Source organism: Heliobacterium chlorum, from assembly GCF_014502795.1.
Classification (GTDB): Bacteria; Bacillota; Desulfitobacteriia; order Heliobacteriales; family Heliobacteriaceae; genus Heliobacterium; species Heliobacterium chlorum.
The window spans coordinates 22227-43446 of the sequence record NZ_JACVHF010000008.1 but is presented as its reverse complement, the minus strand read 5'-3'; the positions used below and the strand labels follow the sequence as shown (position 1 = coordinate 43446).

At 49.0% G+C, this 21220-nt stretch carries 18 protein-coding genes; 14 read left to right on the top strand and 4 right to left on the bottom strand.

Annotated elements, in window-relative coordinates:
• The first annotated feature begins 289 nt into the window (after positions 1 to 289).
• The 4 genes from H1S01_RS09475 to H1S01_RS09460 all read left to right on the top strand — a co-directional run bounded on the left by H1S01_RS09475 (position 290) and on the right by H1S01_RS09460 (position 5470).
• Entirely contained in the window at positions 290 to 2188 is a 1899-nt protein-coding gene (locus tag H1S01_RS09475) for an efflux RND transporter periplasmic adaptor subunit (protein ID WP_188039996.1), read from the top strand.
• Positions 2189 to 2190: 2 nt separating this feature from the next.
• Complete coding sequence (locus H1S01_RS09470) at positions 2191 to 2913, top strand: ATP-binding cassette domain-containing protein (protein WP_188039994.1); 723 nt, start codon at positions 2191 to 2193, stop codon at positions 2911 to 2913.
• Positions 2914 to 4131 (top strand): ABC transporter permease, encoded by a 1218-nt coding sequence (locus H1S01_RS09465; RefSeq protein WP_188039991.1) that lies wholly within the window; start codon positions 2914 to 2916, stop codon positions 4129 to 4131.
• Positions 4132 to 4285: 154 nt separating this feature from the next.
• Positions 4286 to 5470, top strand: coding sequence for an MFS transporter (locus H1S01_RS09460; RefSeq protein WP_188039989.1), 1185 nt, complete (start codon positions 4286 to 4288; stop codon positions 5468 to 5470).
• Position 5471: 1 nt separating this feature from the next.
• Here the strand turns inward: H1S01_RS09460 and H1S01_RS09455 are convergent, their stop codons facing one another.
• The gene (locus tag H1S01_RS09455; RefSeq protein ID WP_279286977.1) at positions 5472 to 6203 is read right to left on the bottom strand and encodes an EcsC family protein; all 732 of its coding nucleotides are present in this window, start codon (positions 6201 to 6203) and stop codon (positions 5472 to 5474) included.
• 111 nt (positions 6204 to 6314) lie between these two features.
• Positions 6315 to 8024 carry a methyl-accepting chemotaxis protein gene (locus H1S01_RS09450; RefSeq protein ID WP_188039985.1) on the bottom strand — a complete coding sequence of 570 codons (1710 nt, stop codon included), beginning with the start codon at positions 8022 to 8024 and terminating at the stop codon, positions 6315 to 6317.
• Positions 8025 to 8287: 263 nt separating this feature from the next.
• Here H1S01_RS09450 and H1S01_RS09445 point away from each other — a divergent pair, with 263 nt between their 5' ends.
• The 4 genes from H1S01_RS09445 to H1S01_RS09430 all read left to right on the top strand — a co-directional run bounded on the left by H1S01_RS09445 (position 8288) and on the right by H1S01_RS09430 (position 11878).
• Positions 8288 to 9019 carry a nucleotidyltransferase family protein gene (locus tag H1S01_RS09445; RefSeq protein ID WP_188039983.1) on the top strand — a complete coding sequence of 244 codons (732 nt, stop codon included), beginning with the start codon at positions 8288 to 8290 and terminating at the stop codon, positions 9017 to 9019.
• A 211-nt stretch (positions 9020 to 9230) separates the two neighbouring features.
• Complete coding sequence (locus tag H1S01_RS09440) at positions 9231 to 10727, top strand: AAA family ATPase (protein WP_243237187.1); 1497 nt, start codon at positions 9231 to 9233, stop codon at positions 10725 to 10727.
• Between the two features lie 15 nt (positions 10728 to 10742).
• Complete coding sequence (locus H1S01_RS09435) at positions 10743 to 11321, top strand: hypothetical protein (protein WP_188039979.1); 579 nt, start codon at positions 10743 to 10745, stop codon at positions 11319 to 11321.
• Positions 11322 to 11341: 20 nt separating this feature from the next.
• On the top strand, positions 11342 to 11878 hold the full coding sequence (locus tag H1S01_RS09430; RefSeq protein WP_188039977.1) for a hypothetical protein: 537 nt from the start codon (positions 11342 to 11344) through the stop codon (positions 11876 to 11878).
• Between the two features lie 72 nt (positions 11879 to 11950).
• Here the strand turns inward: H1S01_RS09430 and H1S01_RS22310 are convergent, their stop codons facing one another.
• Positions 11951 to 12637 (bottom strand): VanW family protein, encoded by a 687-nt coding sequence (locus H1S01_RS22310; protein ID WP_188039975.1) that lies wholly within the window; start codon positions 12635 to 12637, stop codon positions 11951 to 11953.
• Positions 12638 to 13404: 767 nt separating this feature from the next.
• Here H1S01_RS22310 and H1S01_RS09420 point away from each other — a divergent pair.
• The 3 genes from H1S01_RS09420 (at position 13405) to H1S01_RS09410 (ending at position 15657) form a co-directional block, all read left to right on the top strand.
• Complete coding sequence (locus H1S01_RS09420) at positions 13405 to 13641, top strand: hypothetical protein (RefSeq protein WP_188039973.1); 237 nt, start codon at positions 13405 to 13407, stop codon at positions 13639 to 13641.
• A 33-nt stretch (positions 13642 to 13674) separates the two neighbouring features.
• A complete protein-coding gene (locus tag H1S01_RS09415) occupies positions 13675 to 15120 on the top strand; it encodes an amidase family protein (protein WP_188039971.1) in 1446 nt (481 codons plus the stop codon).
• A gap of 144 nt (positions 15121 to 15264) precedes the next feature.
• On the top strand, positions 15265 to 15657 hold the full coding sequence (locus H1S01_RS09410; RefSeq protein ID WP_188039969.1) for a hypothetical protein: 393 nt from the start codon (positions 15265 to 15267) through the stop codon (positions 15655 to 15657).
• 96 nt (positions 15658 to 15753) lie between these two features.
• Here the strand turns inward: H1S01_RS09410 and H1S01_RS09405 are convergent, their stop codons facing one another.
• Positions 15754 to 16293: a nitroreductase family protein gene (locus tag H1S01_RS09405; protein WP_188039967.1), complete on the bottom strand. Its 540-nt coding sequence runs from the start codon at positions 16291 to 16293 to the stop codon at positions 15754 to 15756.
• 200 nt (positions 16294 to 16493) lie between these two features.
• On the opposite strand from H1S01_RS09405, the gene H1S01_RS09400 reads away from it, so the two are divergent.
• From H1S01_RS09400 to H1S01_RS09390, 3 genes are all read left to right on the top strand, one after another.
• On the top strand, positions 16494 to 16775 hold the full coding sequence (locus H1S01_RS09400; RefSeq protein ID WP_188039965.1) for a hypothetical protein: 282 nt from the start codon (positions 16494 to 16496) through the stop codon (positions 16773 to 16775).
• 120 nt (positions 16776 to 16895) lie between these two features.
• Complete coding sequence (locus H1S01_RS09395; protein WP_188039963.1) at positions 16896 to 18158, top strand: hypothetical protein; 1263 nt, start codon at positions 16896 to 16898, stop codon at positions 18156 to 18158.
• Positions 18158 to 21139, top strand: a complete 2982-nt coding sequence (locus H1S01_RS09390) for a DEAD/DEAH box helicase (protein ID WP_188039961.1) — start codon at positions 18158 to 18160, stop codon at positions 21137 to 21139. Before H1S01_RS09395 ends, H1S01_RS09390 begins: the two co-directional genes overlap by 1 nt.
• Positions 21140 to 21220 lie beyond the last annotated feature (81 nt).

Sequence of the window (21220 nt, the reverse complement as noted above, 5' to 3'; positions counted from 1 at the left end):
ATTCCCGGGAGTTTCCAACGCTTCGAGAGGCGAGCGTAGCGACTGAAAGACCGTGTGTGCTCGATTGTACCATCCTTATCGATATTAGTGAATTTCTTAGTCTCTCTCGCTGTTTTTCTCGATGCTGCTATCCGTCACTCAGCTAACTTGCATATATATGGGATTGCTCCCGGAAAGATGCCCTAGTATTCGTCAATACAGAATTGTAATATTCTTGTATGCAAAATGTCTCACTATGTTTTGCACTGTTAATCTGAACAATCTATGATTAAGGAGAGCGAAACCGGAAATGGTAAAGCGAAAGCTAGTTGCAGTGGGAATCGGCGTTCTCCTCATCGCCGGTACAGGCTACGGTGTTTACGCTAAAGAAGTGGCAGCCAAGGAAAAGGCTTCCTTGGTCCAGTGGGCTTCCGTGGAGCGAGGGGATGTTACGGAAACAGTCTCAGCCTCAGGCACTGTCCAGACGCCGGAACAAATAAAGATGAGTTTTTCCGGAAGTTCCGGTAGACTGACGTCAATTACCGCGAAAGTAGGCGAACAAGTCAAAGCGGGTCAAGTATTAGCCACTGTAGATAGCCTTGCCGTAAAAGCACAAGTCGCCAATGCCCAGGCGAACGTCATCTCTGCCCAAGCAAAACTGGCTCAAGCCCGCCAGGGAGCTACAGCAGAGGCGATTGCAGTACAGCAAGCCAGCGTAGATAAAGCGAAAACCGCTTGGGATGGGACCAAACAAGCCTATGAAAATCAATGGGTACTCTACAATGATCGGACGGCAGCCCAACAAGCTGTGACCAATGCACAGAATCAATTAGATAACGCCAAGATTCAAGTCCAATCGGCCCAAGCGGGCTTAGAAGGGGCTAATGCGAAACTGGCTGCCGCCCAAAAAGGGCCTTCCGACGCAGACGTAAATGCAGCCCGGACGAGTGTCGATGTGGCCCAAGAACAGTTGGATAATGCCCGGGATCAACTGAACACCGCAGAGAATCAGTTAGACTATGCCTATGCAACAGCAACATCGGCCAATAATGCTTCGAATTCGACCAGTCTAGATGTTCAGAAACAGATCGATCAAGCTCAATCTGTCCTTAACCAAGCTCGTTCCGCTTATAACCAAGCGAGAGCAAATCTGGCGAATGCCCAAAAGCAGTTGGATAATCTGGAGGCAGGCCCTGATGTGAATGTGGTCGCTCAAATGCAGGCGGCTGTCAAGCAGTCTCAAGCCGCTTTGGATCAAGCACAAGCTGCCTATAACGCAGCACAACAGAATCTATCCTATGCGAAACAAAATTACGAAAACCGAGCACAGGCAAAAGCGCAGCTTGATTCCGTAAAAAACAACGTCGATCAAGCGGAAGCAGCTTATCAATCTGCTCTAGCCCAACTCAATCAAGTTCAAGCTCCTCCAGACAGCAACACGATTCTGGCTGCCCAAGCGGTAGTGGCTCAAGCGCAAGCACAGCTTCAACAGCAACAAGCAGCTTTGAACAACTATACGTTGACATCGCCAATTGATGCGATCGTCACGCAAGTCAATGGCAAAGTGGGTGAGATTCCCTCGGCTAGCAATCCTGTCGTTATTTTGAATGACGCGAATACCCATAACCTGCAGGTGATGGCTCAAGTCAGCCAGACTGACGTGGGTAAACTGCAAAGCGGTCAAAAGGCTGAATTCAGTTCTTCGGCCTATCCCGATAAGACTTTTAACGGGAAAGTGTTGATGATTTATCCGGAAGCGACCACGCAAAACGGTGTTACCAGTTATAACGTGCTCCTTTCCGTCGATAACAACGAAGGCTTACTGAAAGCAGGCATGACGACGAACGTGACCATAATCACCGGTGTTCATAACAATGTCTTGTTTGTACCTGCGCAAGTGTTGAAAGAGGTAAATGGGCAGGACGGCGTCTATGTCTCCGATTCCAATGATGCCGCAACTAACGGTGGGGCAAAGCAAAATAAAAATACTAGCTCCACAGCTAGCACAAACGCCAACGTTACGTTCCGTCCTATCACGACCGGTCTTTTTAGCAGTGATCGGGTCGAAATCACCTCTGGATTGAGCGAAGGAGATAAAGTTGCCATGAGTCTTCCAAGCTCTGCCGATAAAAAGGCAACTGGCGGATTTAGCCTCGGCGGCGGGTCCTCCAAAGCAATGGGAGGTCTTTCTGCCAAGGGAGGGAAATAAAGGTGAACTCGGTCATCCAGATACAAGACCTAAAAAAAATCTACCGCATTGGTGACCAGGAGATTCATGCCCTCCGAGGTGTAAGTGTAGCGATCCATGAGGGTGAGTTCGTCGCCATCATGGGTCCCTCTGGTTCGGGAAAGTCAACGATGATGAATGTGATTGGGTGCTTGGATAAACCAACATCGGGCGAATATTTTCTTGATGGACAGGCCATATCCCAAGCTCATGACGACGAACTTGCTCGCATTCGGAATCACAAAATAGGATTCGTATTTCAGAGTTTCAACCTGCTTCCTCGGACGGAAGCTGTAGAAAACGTGGAACTTCCCATGCTTTATGCTGGTGTCGGTACAAAAGAGCGACGGCGGAGGGCCTTGGAGGCACTAATGGCGGTGGGGCTAAGTGAACGGATTCACAACAAACCGAATGAACTTTCCGGAGGTCAGCAGCAGCGCGTCTCCATTGCAAGAGCGCTGGCAAACGAACCGGTGATTCTTCTGGCTGATGAACCAACAGGAGCCTTGGATACCCGGACGAGTATGGAAATCATGAGTATTTTCCAACGCCTCAACGACGCCGGCAAAACGGTCATCTTAGTGACCCATGAACCGGACATCGCCCAATACGCCAAAAGAATTGTTCGGTTCCGGGACGGACAGATCATTGAAGACGGTCCGGTAATGGATCGCCGGACGGCGGCCCTCCCTGAGGAGGTGGCTTAGTTGAATTATTTGGAAAGCTTACGCCTGTCCCTCCGAAGCGTCAAAGTCAACAAGATGCGTTCCTTTTTGACAGCTCTTGGGATTATCATCGGCGTTGCAGCAGTCATCACGCTGGTGGCTATCGGACAAGGTGCCTCCAATAGTATCTCCGATCAGATCCAAGGCTTAGGAAGCAATTTGCTGATAGTATCACCGGGACAAGCCACCCAAGGCGGCATAAAATTGGGGGCCGGCTCTTTAAATACGCTTACGCTAGATGATGTTAACGCGATCAGTAAGCTGAATACGGTTTCCGCCGTGTCACCGGATGTACGAAAGACGGCACAGGTGGTATATCGCAATGAGAATAGCTCTACCAGCATCGAAGGAACGAACGCCGATTACCCGAAGGTACGCAGTACCGATTTACAATCGGGCCGTTTTTTCAGTAAGTTTGAAGTTCAAGGACAAGCGAACGTGGCTGTGGTGGGAACGGATGTGGTAGCCAATCTATTTGGAGATCCCAGTGCGCAGGTCATCGGTAAAAAAATTGAGGTTAACCAGATGCCTTTTACGATCATTGGGATCTTGACCAGCCAGGGCAGCGTAGGAGGAATGAGTTCAGACGATCGCATCATTATTCCTGTGACCACGGCAATGAACCGCTTGTTTAACATGAGCAAAGTGAGTACAATTTTCGTATCGGCCAAATCATCCGACTTGATGGATCAAGCCCAAGCGGATATCACTTCAGCCATACGAATTCAACACAATCTACCGCCGAAAGAGGATAATGATTTTCAAATCACCTCGCAAGCACAAATCTTAAATACGGCTCAAGGGGTGACCAGCATGATGACGGCACTGCTCGCCGGCATTGCCGCCATCTCCCTGGTCGTCGGGGGAATCGGCATCATGAATATCATGCTGGTGTCGGTGACGGAACGTACCCGGGAAATCGGGATTCGAAAAGCCATCGGAGCCACGCGAGGCATCATATTGCGCCAGTTTCTCATCGAGTCGGTTGTGTTAAGCCTAGCCGGTGGGATCATCGGCATTCTAATCGGCCTTGGCGGCTCTGAATTGATCAGTCGGCTCACTCCGTTAACCGCCAAGGTTAGCCTATCACCGGTCCTTTTTGCCTTTCTTTTCTCCATGTTTGTGGGGATTGTTTTCGGGGTCTATCCCGCACGAAAAGCGGCCAGCTTAAATCCCATCGACGCACTGCGATATGAGTAAAGAATGGGCCTATTGATTTCAGGCAATCATAGAGGGGCAATTTCTATGCCCCTCTGCCTATCCCACAATAATCAATGTTCTGATCCGGTGCACGGTTGTCGCAGCCTTCGCTATTGTACATAACGATTATATTTGAACGGTGTAAGGAGCAAAGATGGAGAACAAACAAGCGTTGTGGACAAAAGATTTTATTTTTATCTGTCTTACCAACCTCTTGATGTTTACGAGTTTCTATTTCCTATTACCGACACTGCCTGTCTATGTGACCAATACATTAAAAGGGGACGAGAGCAGTGTAGGCTATGTCATTGGCATTCTTTCGCTGACGGCAGTGCTTGTGCGTCCTTTTTCGGGTTACCTGCTCGATGCGGTTGGCCGAAAAAAGATCTTGCTCTTTGCGCTCATCGCTTATTGTATAGTGACTGCTGCCTACCATGCCGTCACCGGTTTGGTGATACTCTTTTTGTTGCGGGCGATCCATGGAATGACCTGGGGATTTACCACGACGGGGGCCGGTACGGTAGCGTCTGATGTGGTTCCTCCAGTACGTCGAGGGGAAGGGATGGGTTATTATGGACTTTCCAACACCTTGGCTATGGCTTTAGGGCCGAGTTTAGGGCTCGCTATCTTGAATTATTCCGGATTTTCCCTTCTCTTCTCCGGAAGTCTTCTCCTGGCTTTTGGGGCCTTGCTCTGTGTTTTCGGGATCGATTATGACGAAAGCGCCCACAAAGGCGGGGAGATGGGCCAGGAGAAACCTGCCTTTGGGTTAAACAGTCTCTTTGAAAGACAGGTCTTTTCCCTTTCAGGGAATATGTTTTTTATCGCTATCGTCTATGGCGGTATTGTTTCCTTTATCACCCTCTATGGGAAGGAGAACGGGATTCAAAACGCCGGAAGCTATTTTTTGATCTTTGCTTTGACTTTGCTCATCGTTCGGCCCTGGGCCGGGAAATCCTTCGACCGAAAAGGGCCTCGGCAGATCATGGCCATCGGATACAGCGGCATCGCAGCGGCGCTAGTGCTGCTTTTCCTGTCTCACGGTTACACCGGTTTTGTTCTCTCAGCAGTCATGATGGGAGTCGGATTTGGTATTGTCCAGCCTACGTTGATGGCGATGGCGATCAATCGGGTGCCCCCATATCGAAGGGGTGCGGCGAACGGTACGGTTCTCAGCGCTTTTGACTTGGGAATCGGCTTAGGTTCCATCGTTCTCGGCTATATCGCCAAAATGGTGGGATTACATACCATGTACCTGTTCTGTAGCGTCGTTGTCGTCATACCAGCAGTGCTGTTTTTCCTCATTGAGGGGGCAAGATCGGAAACAGCCCCGAGCTGAGTTAACTCGGATCGGCATATAGTTCTTCTATGCAGAGGGACTGCAGGTAGCGAAGCCGAAAAGCATTTTGTGCCACGTCACCTAAATTGCCTGTCAAGGAAAAGTTCGCCCATGCGCTCACAGGCATTCCGATGACGGGGATGAATCCCAGTGTTTTTTTCGTTTCAATTCCCTCACGATATTCTGTATAAAATTCTCGCCAATTAAAGTCTAGGTCGGCTGAGGGACGAGCCTTGACGGGAAGTCTGTCCCAGTGGCGAACTTTTCGGTAGATCCGTTGCTGAGCTTCACCGGAAGCGAAGGCGAGAAGAAACAGATGGATAAGGTAGTACCGCTCCGTGGGTCTGCGAAAATCAAATCCGTAGACCCAGGCCATCTCCTGGAGCATTTTAATTTTTATGGCGATAAGGGCTGGAAAATCGATGGCGGCCAATAGGATTCCACCCATTCCCGTGCCGGCGCCTTCGATGGCGGCCACTTTTTTATACTTTTGAATGATAGCGGAAGCTTGCTCGTCCATTAACTGCAACGTGGCTGGCCGTGGTTCAGATGGCTCAGGCAGTAAAGTTACTCCGGCCATAAACGCTTTGACAGCGACTTCTAAGGCGGTCGCTACAGCAGCATGCACTTTTTCGGGAATGATGTTGTCGATCTTTTTTTGCATCTGACGAGCCATCCGGTCTAAAAGACCGGTTTTTTTCTTCAACATCTCCCGATCCCATTGAATCAGCATGTCATAGATTTGACGTGTATAGGCGTCCAGGAAAAACCCCCCTTCCTCGCGTATAAAATAATAGTCGGTAAGACCTGCTGGACCGAATTTGGTTACAGCAGGTCTTTTTTACTAGTTTAACTTAAAACCTGAAATTTGATGTTGAAGTTTTGTTGCTAACAGGGATAGATCTTCTGAACGATGGGCAATATCGTCTACCATCGATGACTGTTCAGTTACCGAGGAAGATACCTCTTCCGAGGCAGATACGGCTTCTTCTAGGTTCGTGGTTATGGCTTGTATAGCATTTTCAACCTGCTCAGTAGTCGCTAAAAGAGAAGCGAAGAACTGTTGAATACGCTTGGCATCTGACTCTGTCCTGCGAACAGTCCGATCGATATCGGTCAATGATCGACCTATGCGATTGATAAATTCGGCCTGCTGCTCTACGGCGATCAAGCTGTCCTGGATAGATTGAAGTGCCTGCGAGGTCTCACTTTTTATACGTACGATAATCCTTTCAATTTGGGCAGAAGATTTTTTTGAATCTTCTGCTAACAGACGAACTTCTTCTGCAACGATGGAAAAGCCCTTGCCTTTTTCGCCAGCTCGAGCTGCTTCAATAGCTGCATTGAAGGAAAGTAGATTTGTTTGATTGGCGATGTCACTGATCATGGTAACAATTTTGCTTATTTCCTCTGAATAGCTATGGAGCCTGTTCATTGTCGAAGTGGCGATTTGTACGGTCTCAGTTAACTCGTTTAGATGGTCATGAGCATCATTAATTATAAGGCAACCCTTTTGGGTTGATTGTGTTGACTCAGAAGCACTGGTTACAGATGAGATTATCTCTTGTTGACCGAGTTGAATAATCCTGCGAGCATCGGTCATCATCTTCAAGATATTGTTGGCATATTCCGATTGGGAGGAGGCACTTATGGTAGATTCGTGCATGGTGCAGGCAATGGTATCGGAAGTTTTCTCTGTGATGTGAGCAACATAGGATAAGTCCTGCGATATTTGGGCCAAACGCAACGATTCTAAACGTATATTGCTCATGATTTCTCGAAGGTTTACGAGAAACTTATTGACCGATTGAGCCAAATCACCGATTTCATCATTACTATTAAAACAAATCTCTTTCGTTAAGTCTCCGTGACTATCGGCTAGTTTAGAGAATTCTGTTTGAAGTAACTCAAGAGGAGTACCGATTGTCTTTCGTAAAAACCAAAAGCCGAAACTTATGATGATGACAGATAGACCGACTACGATCCATAGGCTTTCGAACATCATACTTTTGGCTAAAGCAAGATAAGTCTTTTCAGGGACGCCGACATACCAGATGCCGATGGTTTCGCCCTTTGCATCAGTGATAGGCTCATAGGCGGTTTGATTCCAATTACCGACGACGTTTGCTCGACCTACGTATCGCTGTTTCTGTTCAAATATCCGCTGGGCTACTGTTTCAGATACTTTCGTACCCACAGCACGGCTTCCATCTTCATTTTTCACGTTTGTGGTGACACGCGTTTCTCCTTGAAATAGGGTGACCGTATCACCGCCGGTCATGGTTCCGATCTCGTCAACGATGAAAAAGTTTCCGTTAATTTTTTCGTTCCCCTTATATAAATCTCCCTGTTTGATTTCCCATGGACCCGGATATTTTTGATCGAGATAGGCATAACCAAGTTGTAAGTCTGATTCTAACTTTTCTTGTGCACTCTTTATCAGGTAGTTTTTGGAAGAGAAATAGGTTATGACGATGATGCTCAGCGAAATGATTAGAATACTCGTCATGAGGCCCAGAATCATCTTGGTTCGGATACTTCTTGCCCAAGTCAAACTCGTCAATCCCTCCTTACGTAAGCTACCCGACTCCATCGAACCACATAATTTTAACATATTTTTGAAGATAAAAATATTATTGGGTGATGGGGAATATAGAAACAATCCTTATCGAAGTAGGGTTGTTTTGTTTTTCCTGCTTTTATTCCTGATAAATTTTTAGAATGTGGAAGAAATACTAAGCAACATTTTTCTTCTGGGCAATAGACTGAACAGTGTGGTTACAAAACTTTTGTGTTGAAGGAGATGCCGGAAAGCTTATGAAAGCTGTGATTATGGCGGGCGGTCTCGGATCGAGACTTCGCCCATTAACCGATTCTATGCCTAAACCGATGGTCCCTATACATGGACGGCCAGCCATGGAATACGCTGTTAATTTAATTAAACAATATGGAATTCAGGAAATTGCTGTGACCTTATGCTATCAACCGAAAATCATTACCAACTATTTTGGCGACGGTTCTCGTTTTGGTGTCCGCTTTCACTATTATATGGAGACGGAACCCCTGGGAACGGCCGGATCAGTCAAGCAGGCACAGGACTTTCTGACCGAACCTTTTCTGGTGATCAGCGGAGATGGAATCACCGATATCGATCTCGGAAAAGTGATCGACCATCACCAAGAAACACAGGCTCTAGCCACGATGGCATTGACACAAGTGGAAGACCCTACCCAATTTGGCATCGTCATCACTGACAAAGACGGACGAATTCGTCGCTTTATTGAAAAGCCGAAACCGGAAGAGGTCTTTTCCAACACGATTAATACGGGGATTTACGTCATGGAACCGGAAATCTTCCAACACATTCCCAACGGGTTTTATGATTTTTCAAAGCAGTTGTTCCCCCGATTATTAGCTGAGGGTCGACCTTTTTATGGGGTGCGAGCCGACGGGTATTGGAAAGACATCGGAACCATGGAACAGTATCGGCAGGTTCATGTTGACATCGAAAAGGGTATGCTAAAACAGGAATTAAAGATGGTTATCTAACGAAAGCTAACCATTTTGAATCCCATATAAGTTAACATAGCAATCGAAACTCTACGTAGAGGGAATGAGCAAAAGACCTCCCGGGACGATCGTCTCGAGAGGTCTTTTGCTGGATTCGATGCCGATTCCCCACAAATGGAGCGAAAAGAAGGATTTCAACGAAAAAAGGCGTAAATAGAAAAGCAAGTTTCGTAGGGAGTGAGTGCGATTGATGCTAGAAAACTACATAAAGTCTGGCTACCCGGCCGTAGCGGTTCTTTCACCGGAAGAAAAACGGGTACTGTCAGAATGTCAACGGATTGCCCGGCGGTTCAACATGAACGTGGCAGTTTGGACAACGACAAACCATTTGCACTATTTGCATATTGACAAAAGTGCTTCTGCGGGACTAGGTATGGTAGAAAAAGCCCGCCTGAAGGCGACCGATCCAGTGGAAGCCTTGAATAAGTCAGCCCAACTTTTGCCGAACACGATTTATTGCTTGCTCGACTTTCATCCTTATTGGCGCTCTCCCGATGTGTGGCGGACGGCGAAGGACATGTTCCAAGTACAAAAGCGGCGAGGCATCGTCTTTGTCTTTATCTCGTCGATCATGGATATTCCTGTGGAGTTAGAGCGGGAAATAGCGGTGACGACCATTCCTTTTCCTGGGCGGGAGGAGATGGAACCGGTTATTCGAAAAGTGTCCCAAGCGGCTCAGATGGAGACGCCTCAGGATATCACTGCTGTCGCCGATGCCGCACTAGGGCTCACCTTAAGTGAAGCAGAAAACGCCTTTTCCCTTTCCCTAGCTATGACGAAGAGCTTTGATCCAGCCATCATCATGAAGGAAAAGGAACAGATCATCCATAAAAGCGGCGTCTTGGAGATCGTCAACGCCGGCTTGGACATGTCCTCTGTCGGAGGACTGGCCGTATTGAAACAGTGGCTCCGCACACGAGTATCCGCCTTTTCCCCAGAGGCACAAGCATACGGTCTCCCCTTTCCCCGGGGCGTTCTGCTCGTCGGGGTTCCAGGCTGTGGCAAAAGTCTTTCGGCCAAAGCATTAGCGTCGGAGTGGCAAAAGCCCTTGCTTCGACTGGATGCCGGCCGTCTGTTTAGTTCCTTCGTCGGAGAGACTGAGGCGAATACCCGGAATGCCTTAGCGGTGGCTGAAGCTGTATCGCCGGCGGTCCTTTGGATCGATGAAATTGAAAAAGGTCTGGCCGGAGTGCAGTCCAGCAACCGTACCGACTCCGGTGTCACCGCACGGGTTTTTGGCCACTTCTTGACCTGGATGCAGGAGAAAAAGAGTCCTGTCTTCGTCGTGGCGACAGCGAACGACGTCAGTCAGCTTCCGCCCGAATTTTTACGGAAGGGACGCTTTGATGAGATATTCTTCGTCGACCTACCTGACGCGGAAGAGCGTATGCAGATCTTTGAGGCCCAACTCCGCCGCCGCCGTCGCGATCCTCAGTCTTTTAACATAGAAGCATTGTCCCAGGCTGCCGAAGGCTTTTCCGGCGCTGAAATCGAAGAAGCCGTTATCATGGGCATGTTTCACGCCTGGAGCGATGACAAACGGGAAGTGAACACAGAGGATATCCTCTATGCCGCTCGTTTGATCATCCCCATGTGCCGTAGTGAAATCACCCGTCAGCGCATTGAAGCGCTGCGCGAATGGGGCCACCGGGCCGCTCGATTGGCCAACGGGACAGGTTGCCAATAGAGGGGAGGAATAGGGTTGAGTCATCTGACTTTGGTGCTGACGAGTGCTATCGTGAATCTGGAAGTCTTGAGCAAAGCCGTGAGCCGCATGGGCTTTGAACTGCTCGAAAATGACTTCTGTCGATATTATTTCGGTAAAAAACGCAAGGACTATGTCATTCGCCTTCCTGGAAAGTTTGACGCGGCGATTGTGGAGATGGAAGACGGAACATACCGGATAGAAGCCGATTGGGACGGCGACCATGTGGCCAAGTACATCGGCCGGGACGGAGAGATTCTACTGAAATACTACGCCGTCGAACTGGCCAAGTCCGAAGCGATCAAGCGCGGATACTCCGTTTCGGAGCGGCAAGAGGGGGCTGCCATTGTGGTGACGGCTCGTGATACTGACGGCAGCGCCTTACATATCGAATGCCTCGGGAGCGGAACCTTCCGCTGTCAGCCGGAACACATCGCCGGGGAAGCATGCATGAAGTATTTTGAGTTGGAAAAAGCACTGGGAGATATTCAAGAACATCATAAAACAAGCGCCTTCTGGGGCGGCCAATCATCGTTGGAAAAACTCCGGGTCCAAGGCCGCTACCTCTGCGGCTGACGGAAAGAGGGAGTTCTCCTATGTCTTTTTTGGAACATATCAAAAAATTAGTGCTCGGTACGGCCAAGTATCGAAAGCACAAAATCGAGTCTTTGTTTCCTATCTGCTACTGCCAGAGTATCTCACTGCAAAACAAGCAGACAGAAGTTGAATGGTTGTTACAGGATCTCCACGCACAGCGGTATGAACTTGTCGATTATGATCGCTATGGAGACCCCTTTTGGAGCGGGCTTCACTATCGTTTTCTTACGTCGGAAGACCAACAACGCCTGCCGGTGATTGAAAAGATCATCACCGATCTGAGCGAAATGAAGCACTTAGGGTATGAGGACATCTTTATTCTCAATCACTTGTACGGCTATGACATTCCCAAAGTGGGCGCCTTAGCCTGTCCAGTGACGACTACTTCGGCTTCTCCGGTCGTAGAGGAACTGATGTTCCGAGAACAAGTTTCTATGATTACTGAAGAACCGACCGAGACAGCCCTCTGTCAGGAAGGATCCAGCCTTTCTACCGCTGATACCTCTTCGGAGCCTGTTCGGGTTATTCGCTTTTAATCGATTGAAAAGAAGAGCCGCCCTTCGACTGGAATCTATCGGTCGAAGGGCGGCTCTTTTTAAGTCGACTATTTATTCAACAGCTTGCCATAAACGAAGACCAAGCGCTTCCGGAGTCTCACGCTTTTCAAAGAGTAGATCATAGTCTCCGTTGCGGAAGCGATAATCAAAGACGCCGTAATAGACGGTAGCGTCTCCTCCAGGTTCGACGTAAGGAGCCCGGATGGAATGATGGTGATGTTCCAGGATGTCAAAGCCTGTCTGTGCGACTGCCTGATGAACGATAGTGGAGGCGAAACAGATGCCGCCGCCGACTTCTCGAACATATTGGTTTCCCTGCAGCACATTCCCTGAGATAAAGCCGGTTTCTTCTGTTCGGGGACCGACATCCCGGTTAAAGGAGAAGATCGCCTTCGGCGGCAAAACCAAACCGTCGATCTTACCCAAGGCTGTGCTCGAGTTTTGTCCACCTGACACGCTGACATGGGTCAATGGAATCAACGTATCTGCGATGACGCGCCAGGAAGGGATGGTCAACTCGGAATCTTTTGCGTCGAGGAAGGCTTTGGCAATACGGTCCACAGCGCCTTCGCGCAGTCGAAAGGAACCTTCCGGCACCCAGCTGATAAAGTTATTCGCTTCTTCCGCAGCTTCTTTTGGGCTTATGGCAGGCCGGTAAGACCATTTGCCAGGTTCTAGTTGTGACAAGGCCTCTCCAGCGGTGAAGGTGAATGTGTTATCACTGATATGTAAGATCACTGTGCCTCCCTTTGGAGGATGGACGACTTCAAGGGGTGGCGGAGTTGGTTTTTCAGTAGGATTTTGTCCGTTAGGTAATGTCTGTGTAGGTAAGGGAACTGTAGGAGAGTTTCCAGGAGTTTGGTTTTGTGTTGTTCCAGATGTCGAGCCCGAAGCCGACCCTGAAGTTAGTGGATTAACCGGAGACGCCGGAGTTGTTGAGCCTGGTGGAGTAGTCACATTGGGTTTCGTATCCGTGGTTGCCCTTGTATCTCCAGCAAAAGGTATAAGGGCGGCGGGGTTTTGGGTACTCGCAGGGCTAGATTGTGTAGTTAACGAAGGACTTGCGTTTGACTTGGGGTCACTTGCTTGTGCCGGAGTAGCCGGATAGACAGGGACGTTATTATCCGACACAGAAGGGTTGACCGTAGTCACCGGTGGTGCCGCGCCAGCTGCCGTTCCGAAAAACAACAAGGCGCAAAGTACAGTGGTGCCGATAAAGATCTTTCTTTTTTCGTAGGTCAGGCGAATCACCTCCGAGAGGATGAAGCCTTTGCTGAGCAAAGCTTCGGTGGGAGTGTAAGGGTCAATGAAACGATGTTCACTCCTCACACGGGATCAATTTATTCGCCTGAGGATATAGGTATGTCCAAAACATTTTCCTATATTTTGTAGAAAAATGTGGCGGCTAGAAGGGTAATTCAAGTTAATGGAGTAATTAAATGTAAAAGTTCTTTTTTAGAATTGAGAATATATGTCTTTTATAAGCACGACTGGAGATGAGTATCGTGAGTGAACAGAACCACAAGGATGAATTATCAGATCAGTTCGATTCCATCGGCAAGCTTTTTACGGAACTGGATCGGCAGCGAGTGAAGCGAGGTGAATCGATTCGAAAAGCAACGACCTGTATGGAATGTGGAGGACAGGCTGTCGTCCTTCTTTATCCGAGAACTTGGGGTGGGAAACCTGGCATCGGAATTCGGGGAAGTTGTATCAACGAGTGCTGGAAATTGACCTTTTAGCGGTCATGAAACGATTATGAGGAGGGGGCAATAGTGAACCTGAGCGAATTCTCCATGTATGACGGGCTCGGATTGGCCAAACTTGTCAAAGACAAAGAGATTACTCCGACGGAACTGGTTGAATTATCGCTTAAGGGAATCGAAAAAATTAACCCAACTCTAAATGCAGTATGGAACGTTTTAGCTGAGACGGCGGAAAGGGAAATTCAAAAAGGATTTCCGGATGGTCCTTTTCATGGGGTGCCTTTTTTAATCAAGGAACTCGTATTGCATGCGGCAAATGTTCCTGTTAATATGGGAAGCCGGCTGGGTAAGGGATTCACTGCACCAGAAGATAGTGAACTTATGAAACGTTTTCGCCAGGCCGGACTGGTATTAGTCGGAACGACGACTACTCCAGAGTTTGGCTATAGTTTCACAACAGAAGCCGTCTTTTATGATCCTACCCATAACCCATGGGATCCCAAACGGAGTACCGGCGGCTCCAGCGGTGGTTCCGCTGCTGCTGTTGCTGCAGGAATCACGCCGATTGCTCATGCTAACGACGGCGCGGGCTCCATAAGAGTCCCCGCTGCCTGCAACGGATTGGTTGGCTTGAAACCGACACGGGGACGTGTCCCTGTAGGACCTGATTATTCGGAACCGGTGAATGGTTTGGGGCTGGAGTTTGCCTTAACCAAAAGCGTTCGCGATACGGCGGCGTTGCTTGATGCCGTATCGGGACCGGATATTGGATGTTATGCATGGGCTGAACGCCCCCAACGTCCCTTCTTCGAGCAATTATTTGACAAGCCTCGTAAATTAAAAATCGCCTGGAGAAAAGATCCGCTATATGACGTACCTGTGAGTGAGGAATGCATTCATGCTCTAAAAGAAACGGTGCGGTTATGTGAAGAACTAGGCCATGAGTTGGTGGAGGATTCTCCAAAAATCAATGTAGAGGAGTTCTTGGGGGCGACTTTTACCATCTGGGCAGCTTTTGTCAATGAAACAGTTAAAACGGTCGCTGAATTGATGGACCGTGTACCTTCCGTAGACAATCTAGAACAGGCCAATTGGGTCACATACCTGTACGGAGAAAAACTAAAGGCGAGCGATTTACTGAAGGCTCTCGATGTTAACAATCGCGTCTCCCGAGCCGTTGGTCAGTTCTTCACAAAATACGATGTCCTTCTGTCGCCGACGACCCCTTGTCCACCATGGCTATTAGGGGAACTAAATAGTAACGCTAAGGGAATGGACGCAAAAACTTGGTTTACGGATATGTTTCGATATGGACCGTTCACTTGTTTATTTAACACTACGGGTCAACCGGCCATCTCGTTGCCGCTTGGTTGGAGTAACGCTGGATTGCCGATCGGAATGCACTTTGCAGGAAGATACGGCGATGAAGCGACGCTCTTGCAATTGGCCAAACAGTTGGAAGAAGCTCGTCCCTGGAGAGGTCGCTTACCCAAAATACACGTTTCTAAAGTATAAATATTTCTAGAGAAAATGCGGTTCGAAAGGGTTAATCAACGAACATGAAAATATAACCGAAGTAAAGCTTTGGCCGTGGCTATTTGCCACGGTTTTTGTTTTTGTTACAATAAATGAGTCTCTTCTAAGGAAAGGAGGATGGATGTGAGCTTTGAGCGCAACGTTTTGGAATACTGGCAATTGAGCGAATCGGTGAAGGAATTGAATGAGCGCAGGCAGCGCTTGCGTGAGGAAATCGCCGGCGAAATGGAACAGAAAAAATGGATGGAGCAAGTCGTCGAAGATGAGCGGGGAGAACATATTACGATAGAACGTCCAGTTCGTTATAAGGATGAGTTGGACAAGGATGCTTTGGCAGCTGAATTAGGTGTCGCTAAAAAGGACTTGACACCGGTTTTGATGGTGCAGCTCGTTGAAGAAGGGCGTCTCACCTTGCGGGATCTTAACCGGCACATATCGGAGACTCAGAAAATTGGTTTGAGCATCAAAAAGGCAAAACGGAAGAAGAAAAGAAAAGCGAAAGAGGAAGACATCTAAGCCAACAACAAACGAAGAGGGGCTGCCCAACACACTGGGTCAGCCCCTCTTAAATTTCTTTATGTTTTGTCGATAATTCTAAGCCCATAGAAGCAGCTATACGAAACGGGCCCATTCCTCTAAAGGTTTGCGGATCCGAGGTGTTTCATCTTTCGCTCGCGTCTCTGTGTCTAAATCGGCTAATGAACCGGGGAACCCTAGGAAAACGACACAGAGGACTCGTTGGTTTTCGCTGATCGCGAAGGTTTTTTTCAAGGATTCCTCATTCCATCCGGCTGTCGGATGGCTGCAAAGGCCGAGTGCAGTGGCTTGAATGAGCAGATTCTGAACAGCAAGGCCGCAGTCAAACAAATAATATTCTTTTCCGTCGATGGTGGCGTCATCTTTCGGGTCGGCACTGACGATAAAGGCCAACGGAGCCTTGGCAGCCCATTCATTGCCTTTCGCGAGGCATTGAGCTAATTTCGCTAGACTTTCATGGCTCTCTACCGCAACGACACGCCAAGGCTGGTAGTTGCGACAAGAGGGCGCCCAGCGCAATGCTTCGAGCAGATCTTGGAGCATGCTCGGGGGAACCGGGTCAGGGAGAAAGGACCGTTTGCTTTCACGCTGTTCGATTTCAGGCAATAAGGCCATAACCATTCCTCCTCTAGAATCGAAAGGATCGTCGGGGAAAAACTTGCGATACACTACCAATATACTACCGACAACTTTTGACAACAACTAGAAAGCACATCTCTTTTTCGAGGGAAAGGAAATCGATTCTTCTTTGTTCTTTGCAGGATTTGTCGTATTCTGCGTCTAATAATACCTAAAAGATGCAAGGGGTGATACCCATGGATACGCTGATGGAACTGAAAAAGAAGGTGGAACTCTCCGGTGGTTCCCCAGAAACCGCTCGAGTCTTTCGGGAGACCTTAGCGGAGAGAAAGAAAGCCCAGCGACAAGCTCTCCGTGATGTGGCGGCAGCGGCTGCCAAACTCGCCATGGATGCCCCCGCTTCCGAAAACGGGATGGTGAGCATCAGCCTGACAGACCTCAATAAGCTTTGTGAAGAACTGGTAACCCTAAATCAGATTGACAAGGACTTAAATGACGTCGGTGAGTTTGAAGACTGAATATAATAAACTCACAGTTTATCTGTCGCCGGTTTTACCCCTCGCTGGTAAAGACCGGCGATTTGTTTTATGCTATAAGAGAACGATAATGACGAAGTTATCCCGAGTGGAGGCTGTCAGGTGCGCCAACAGGTTGAAAAAACGAAAAATACGAAGGCTGCCTGGACCAAAATCGGTCGGCTGAAACCTACAGGTCCTGTAGCTGACTGGCAGGCTTTTTTTACGCAGGAGTTTGACAGGGCTTATAAGCCGCCTAATACTTTTTTTATGTGGAATGATTTAGCTTGGCAGATATATGACCGCTTCATGGAATCCCTGGCGGCCCGCAGCGCTCACTGGGCGCCGGTGGCAAGTGAACTGCTGCGCTTTCACGGACACCTGTTCTTGTTGATGCGACTCGAGCAGTTGTTCCGTTCGGACCACAGGGTGTATATGCAGGGGTTTTTTAATAAATACCTACATTACTTCTTTGCCAATGTAGACAATCTCTCCAACCATGAGATCACCGAAGAATACGAGCCACTGGTCGAAAGGGCCATGGTCATATTGCGTAACCGTCTTCTCTTAGGTATCCCAGTGCGAGGTATTGATTGGCAAATCTTATACCGGCTGCTTTGGCAGGAACTATTTCAGAAAGGACCTTGGGCAGAACAAGAGATAACACACCTGCAGGACCTACTGGAAAAAGACAACTTGTCTCCCGATGGTCGTTATCAGGCCCTTTTTGCTCGTGCCCATTTTGCCATTGCAGGTGATGATGACGATAGGGCCAGAAGTGTATTAGAAAAGCTATCGGGTCAATACCTGTACACGATTGTTCGTGACTTGCGTTTTTATTTGGAAGGTTTCAGTCAACAACAGCAGTGGGATCGGCTTCTGCAATGGTTACGCTGGCTCGTTCCCTATACATCCTTATCGGATACAGTCAATTATGAGGCCCTTTGCATCTACTGGAATCAAGTCGCCGTAGCTTGCAATGTACGGGGCGAATTTATGGGTGCTTTGCGGCAATGGCTGCCTCGGAGCCGACGGTTATACAGCCAATACCTGCTTGAGATGGGCGAACACCGCCGATGGGCTGAATTATGGGTCGCTTACGGAGCGAATCCGTTGGAACTGCCTCGAGACGAACTGTCTGTGGTAGAGGGCCGAGAACCAGCCTCTTTGTTGCCCCTTTATCATCATCAAGTCATTCGTCTCATTGGCCAGAAAAACCGTCAAGCCTATAAGGAAGCCATCAAGTGGTTGAAAAAGCTGCGTACGTTATATAAAAAAATTAAACGCACCAGCGAGTGGGAGCGATATATCCACACGTTGACAGAGCGCTATTCCCGCTTGCGGGCACTGCAAGAAGAGTTACGGAAAGGAAAGCTGATTTCCTGATGACAGTCCTTCGATTACAAATTAAGGGCAAGTGGATCCCCGACAGGGGATTTTTCCTTTGGAGTCCTAGAACGGAACGGTTGGGCAACGACGCTTGGGAACATATGCGGGAATGCAACTTTCGCCTTTTTTCCCAGCATGGCTCATCCTTTTACGGAAGCTTTACCGACGTGGTGGAAGATATCGACGGAACTGTGGGAATCCTTGTCCCATCCTTTATGGCTTTAGATTTGTTTGCAGATCCGCCCGGCAATGACTTTGTCACCTTTGACTGGTCTGAAGAGATCAAAACGTTGCACCTATTAGCTCCGAAAATTAGAACGGCCTTAATAGAAGAGCGTTTTTCCCCTGATTTTGAACAATGGTGCGATGGAAAACAGGGCTGGAAGCTGGAAAAAGGGTTGAGCAAAACCGATTTTCCCCCTTATGTTCCTGAGTGGATTAGCTTAATTGTTGATGCTTACGTTAGAGACAACACGAAGCTGAGAGGGCGTTGGGAAAAGATTGTCCAGTCGTCTCCCCTTCTTCAACCGGATTCTCTCCGACGCATCCCCTTTGCCGACGAGCGGGAATGGCTCGAAACTATCGGTTGGATCTCCGATGACACCCCCTTTCAAGTGGGACTGCGTCTGGCGGAGCCGGAAGAAGCGAAAGCAGCCGAATCGGGGCTGAACCACTGGTCTCTCCAGGTGATCCTACAGGACAAAGAGGATCCAAACCGGGTCTTTGAGATCGACTCAGAAAGTCTGTTTCAAGGAAATCTCCCTGTGGAAAAAGACTGGACGTTTACTGCCGACGGAGAGCGCGGCTACGATTCCATAGAACTAGCCCATATCCCGCCTAACTGGCAACCTTTTGGCGAACGCATCGCCAGAAGTGTGAGTAAATGGCTGACATTGCTGCCTTGGCTGCAGCCGGAACTGACGGAAGAACAGGCTTGGGAGTTTCTTTCTGATGGCAGCTTACGGCTGGCCGAAGCGGGTGTCACCGTTTTTCTCCCCCGCTGGTGGGAAGAGATTCGCCGTACCAAAGGTCGACTGAAGATGGCCACCCGCTCCTCTGTTGGTTCTGCCGCTGAAACAATGTTTGGCATGCAGCAAATTGTCCAGTTCGACTGGAAGATGGCGTTAGGCGATGTTGAACTGAGCGAAGAGGAATTTCGTCAGGCTGTCAGCACGAATCGGCGTCTCTTGCACGTTCGCGGCAAGTGGATTCAACTGGATCCGGAATTTGTTCAGCAAGCCCTAAAACTCATGCGGCAGAAGCGCACAGGCCTCTCGTTGGCCGATATCCTTAAGTTCCATTTGCTCTCCGGCGATGGAGACGCTGATGCAACCGAATTGACCGATGAAATGCTTAAGGCCGGAGGCGTGCAGAGGGGTCACGAGTTTGAAAAGGGCAACAGCGCGACTGAGGATAGCTTGCGGCTTGAAGTAGAGTTGAACGGGCAATTGGCTGTATTGGTAAAACAACTGTCTCAGATCAACGAGGCACCTGTCTTCCAGGAACCGCCCGGATTTCAAGGTGTCCTTCGTCCGTATCAACGGCTCGGTTTTTCCTGGCTTTATTTTTTGCGCCGCTTCGGCCTTGGTGGATGTCTCGCTGATGATATGGGTCTTGGCAAAACGATTCAGTGGATCGCCTATCTCTTACACGTGAAAAGTCGGGAAAAGGAGTTGCGTCCGTCGCTGCTGATCTGCCCTACATCGGTCATTGGCAACTGGCAAAAAGAACTATCGGCCTTTGCCCCGGAGATTACCCTGTATCTTCATTACGGGCCTCAGCGGCCCAGAGGGGATGCTTTTACGAAGGCCATCGAAGGTTCCGATTTGATTGTTACTTCCTACAACCTGGCTCAGATCGATGAAGCAGAACTAACCTCAACGACTTGGGACTGCATTTGCCTCGATGAAGCCCAGAACATCAAAAATGTTTATACAAAACAATCCATGGCCGTTCGCAAGCTCACTGGACGGCATCGGGTCGCTTTGACAGGCACGCCGATGGAAAACCGTCTGACCGAACTCTGGTCGATCATGGATTTTCTTAATCCCGGCTATCTGGGAACCCTGACGGAATTCAGCCGTCGATTCGTTGGCGTCATCGAACGGCGCCGTGAGTCTAGTGAGATTGGACAGATCCAACAACTGATTCGTCCCTTTCTGTTGCGCCGCGTGAAAAAGGATCCCGCCATAGAACTGGATCTGCCGGAGAAACAGGAAATGAAAGAATATGTTCCCTTGACGCTGGAACAGGCGTCACTCTACGACAGCGTCATCCAGGAAGTCTTCGAACGGCTGGAAAAGGAAGAGGGAATGGCCCGGCGGGGAGTCATTCTGGCCGCATTAACCCGACTGAAACAAGTCTGTGACCATCCGGCATTAATCCTAAAAGAGAAAAAGCCTACTGATTTTCGCACCCGGTCGAACAAAGCCGATCGACTGCTGGAGATGGTGGAAGAATTGCGCCAAGAAGGTGACCGCTGCCTCATCTTTACGCAGTACGTGGAGATGGGCCATCTGCTTCGTGCGTTCCTGCAGGAAGAACTCGGTGAGCCCGTCGAGTTTCTCCACGGAGGCACACCCCGCAGCCAGCGAGACGAAATGATCGACCGTTTTCAAGACACCCGCTTAACGGGAGAAAAGGCCTGTTCCATCATGGTCTTATCCTTACGGGCGGGCGGGTTAGGTCTCAACTTGACGGCAGCAAACCACGTCTTTCATTTTGACCGATGGTGGAATCCGGCAGTTGAGAACCAAGCGACAGACCGAGTTTATCGCATCGGGCAACAGCAAAAGGTACAGGTGCACAAGTTCATCAGTCTCGGAACGATGGAAGAGCGAATCGATGAGATGATCGAACGCAAGCAGGGGCTGAGCGATTCTATCGTCGGCAATGGTGAAGCCTGGATTACCGAACTATCGACAGCGGAACTGCGGGAAATTTTTGCGCTTCGCCGGGAGTGGGTCGGCAGAGAATAGGGACGATGGTCCGGCAGGAATATGGCTCCTGAAATGGAAATAGAGGGTGTTAGCGAAAATAGGCTATACTTTCCGAATTTC

Excerpts from the sequence above, each read along its gene's own strand:
- H1S01_RS09475 (WP_188039996.1), top strand. The coding sequence starts at position 290 with ATGGTAAAGCGAAAGCTAGTTGCAGTGGGAATCGGCGTTCTCCTCATC.
- H1S01_RS09460 (WP_188039989.1), top strand. The coding sequence starts at position 4,286 with ATGGAGAACAAACAAGCGTTGTGGACAAAAGATTTTATTTTTATCTGT.
- H1S01_RS09400 (WP_188039965.1), top strand. The coding sequence starts at position 16,494 with ATGGATACGCTGATGGAACTGAAAAAGAAGGTGGAACTCTCCGGTGGT.
- H1S01_RS09405 (WP_188039967.1), bottom strand. The coding sequence starts at position 16,293 with ATGGCCTTATTGCCTGAAATCGAACAGCGTGAAAGCAAACGGTCCTTT.
- H1S01_RS09445 (WP_188039983.1), top strand. The coding sequence starts at position 8,288 with ATGAAAGCTGTGATTATGGCGGGCGGTCTCGGATCGAGACTTCGCCCA.
- H1S01_RS09430 (WP_188039977.1), top strand. The coding sequence starts at position 11,342 with ATGTCTTTTTTGGAACATATCAAAAAATTAGTGCTCGGTACGGCCAAG.
- H1S01_RS09390 (WP_188039961.1), top strand. The coding sequence starts at position 18,158 with ATGACAGTCCTTCGATTACAAATTAAGGGCAAGTGGATCCCCGACAGG.
- H1S01_RS09455 (WP_279286977.1), bottom strand. The coding sequence starts at position 6,203 with ATGCTGATTCAATGGGATCGGGAGATGTTGAAGAAAAAAACCGGTCTT.
- H1S01_RS09440 (WP_243237187.1), top strand. The coding sequence starts at position 9,231 with ATGCTAGAAAACTACATAAAGTCTGGCTACCCGGCCGTAGCGGTTCTT.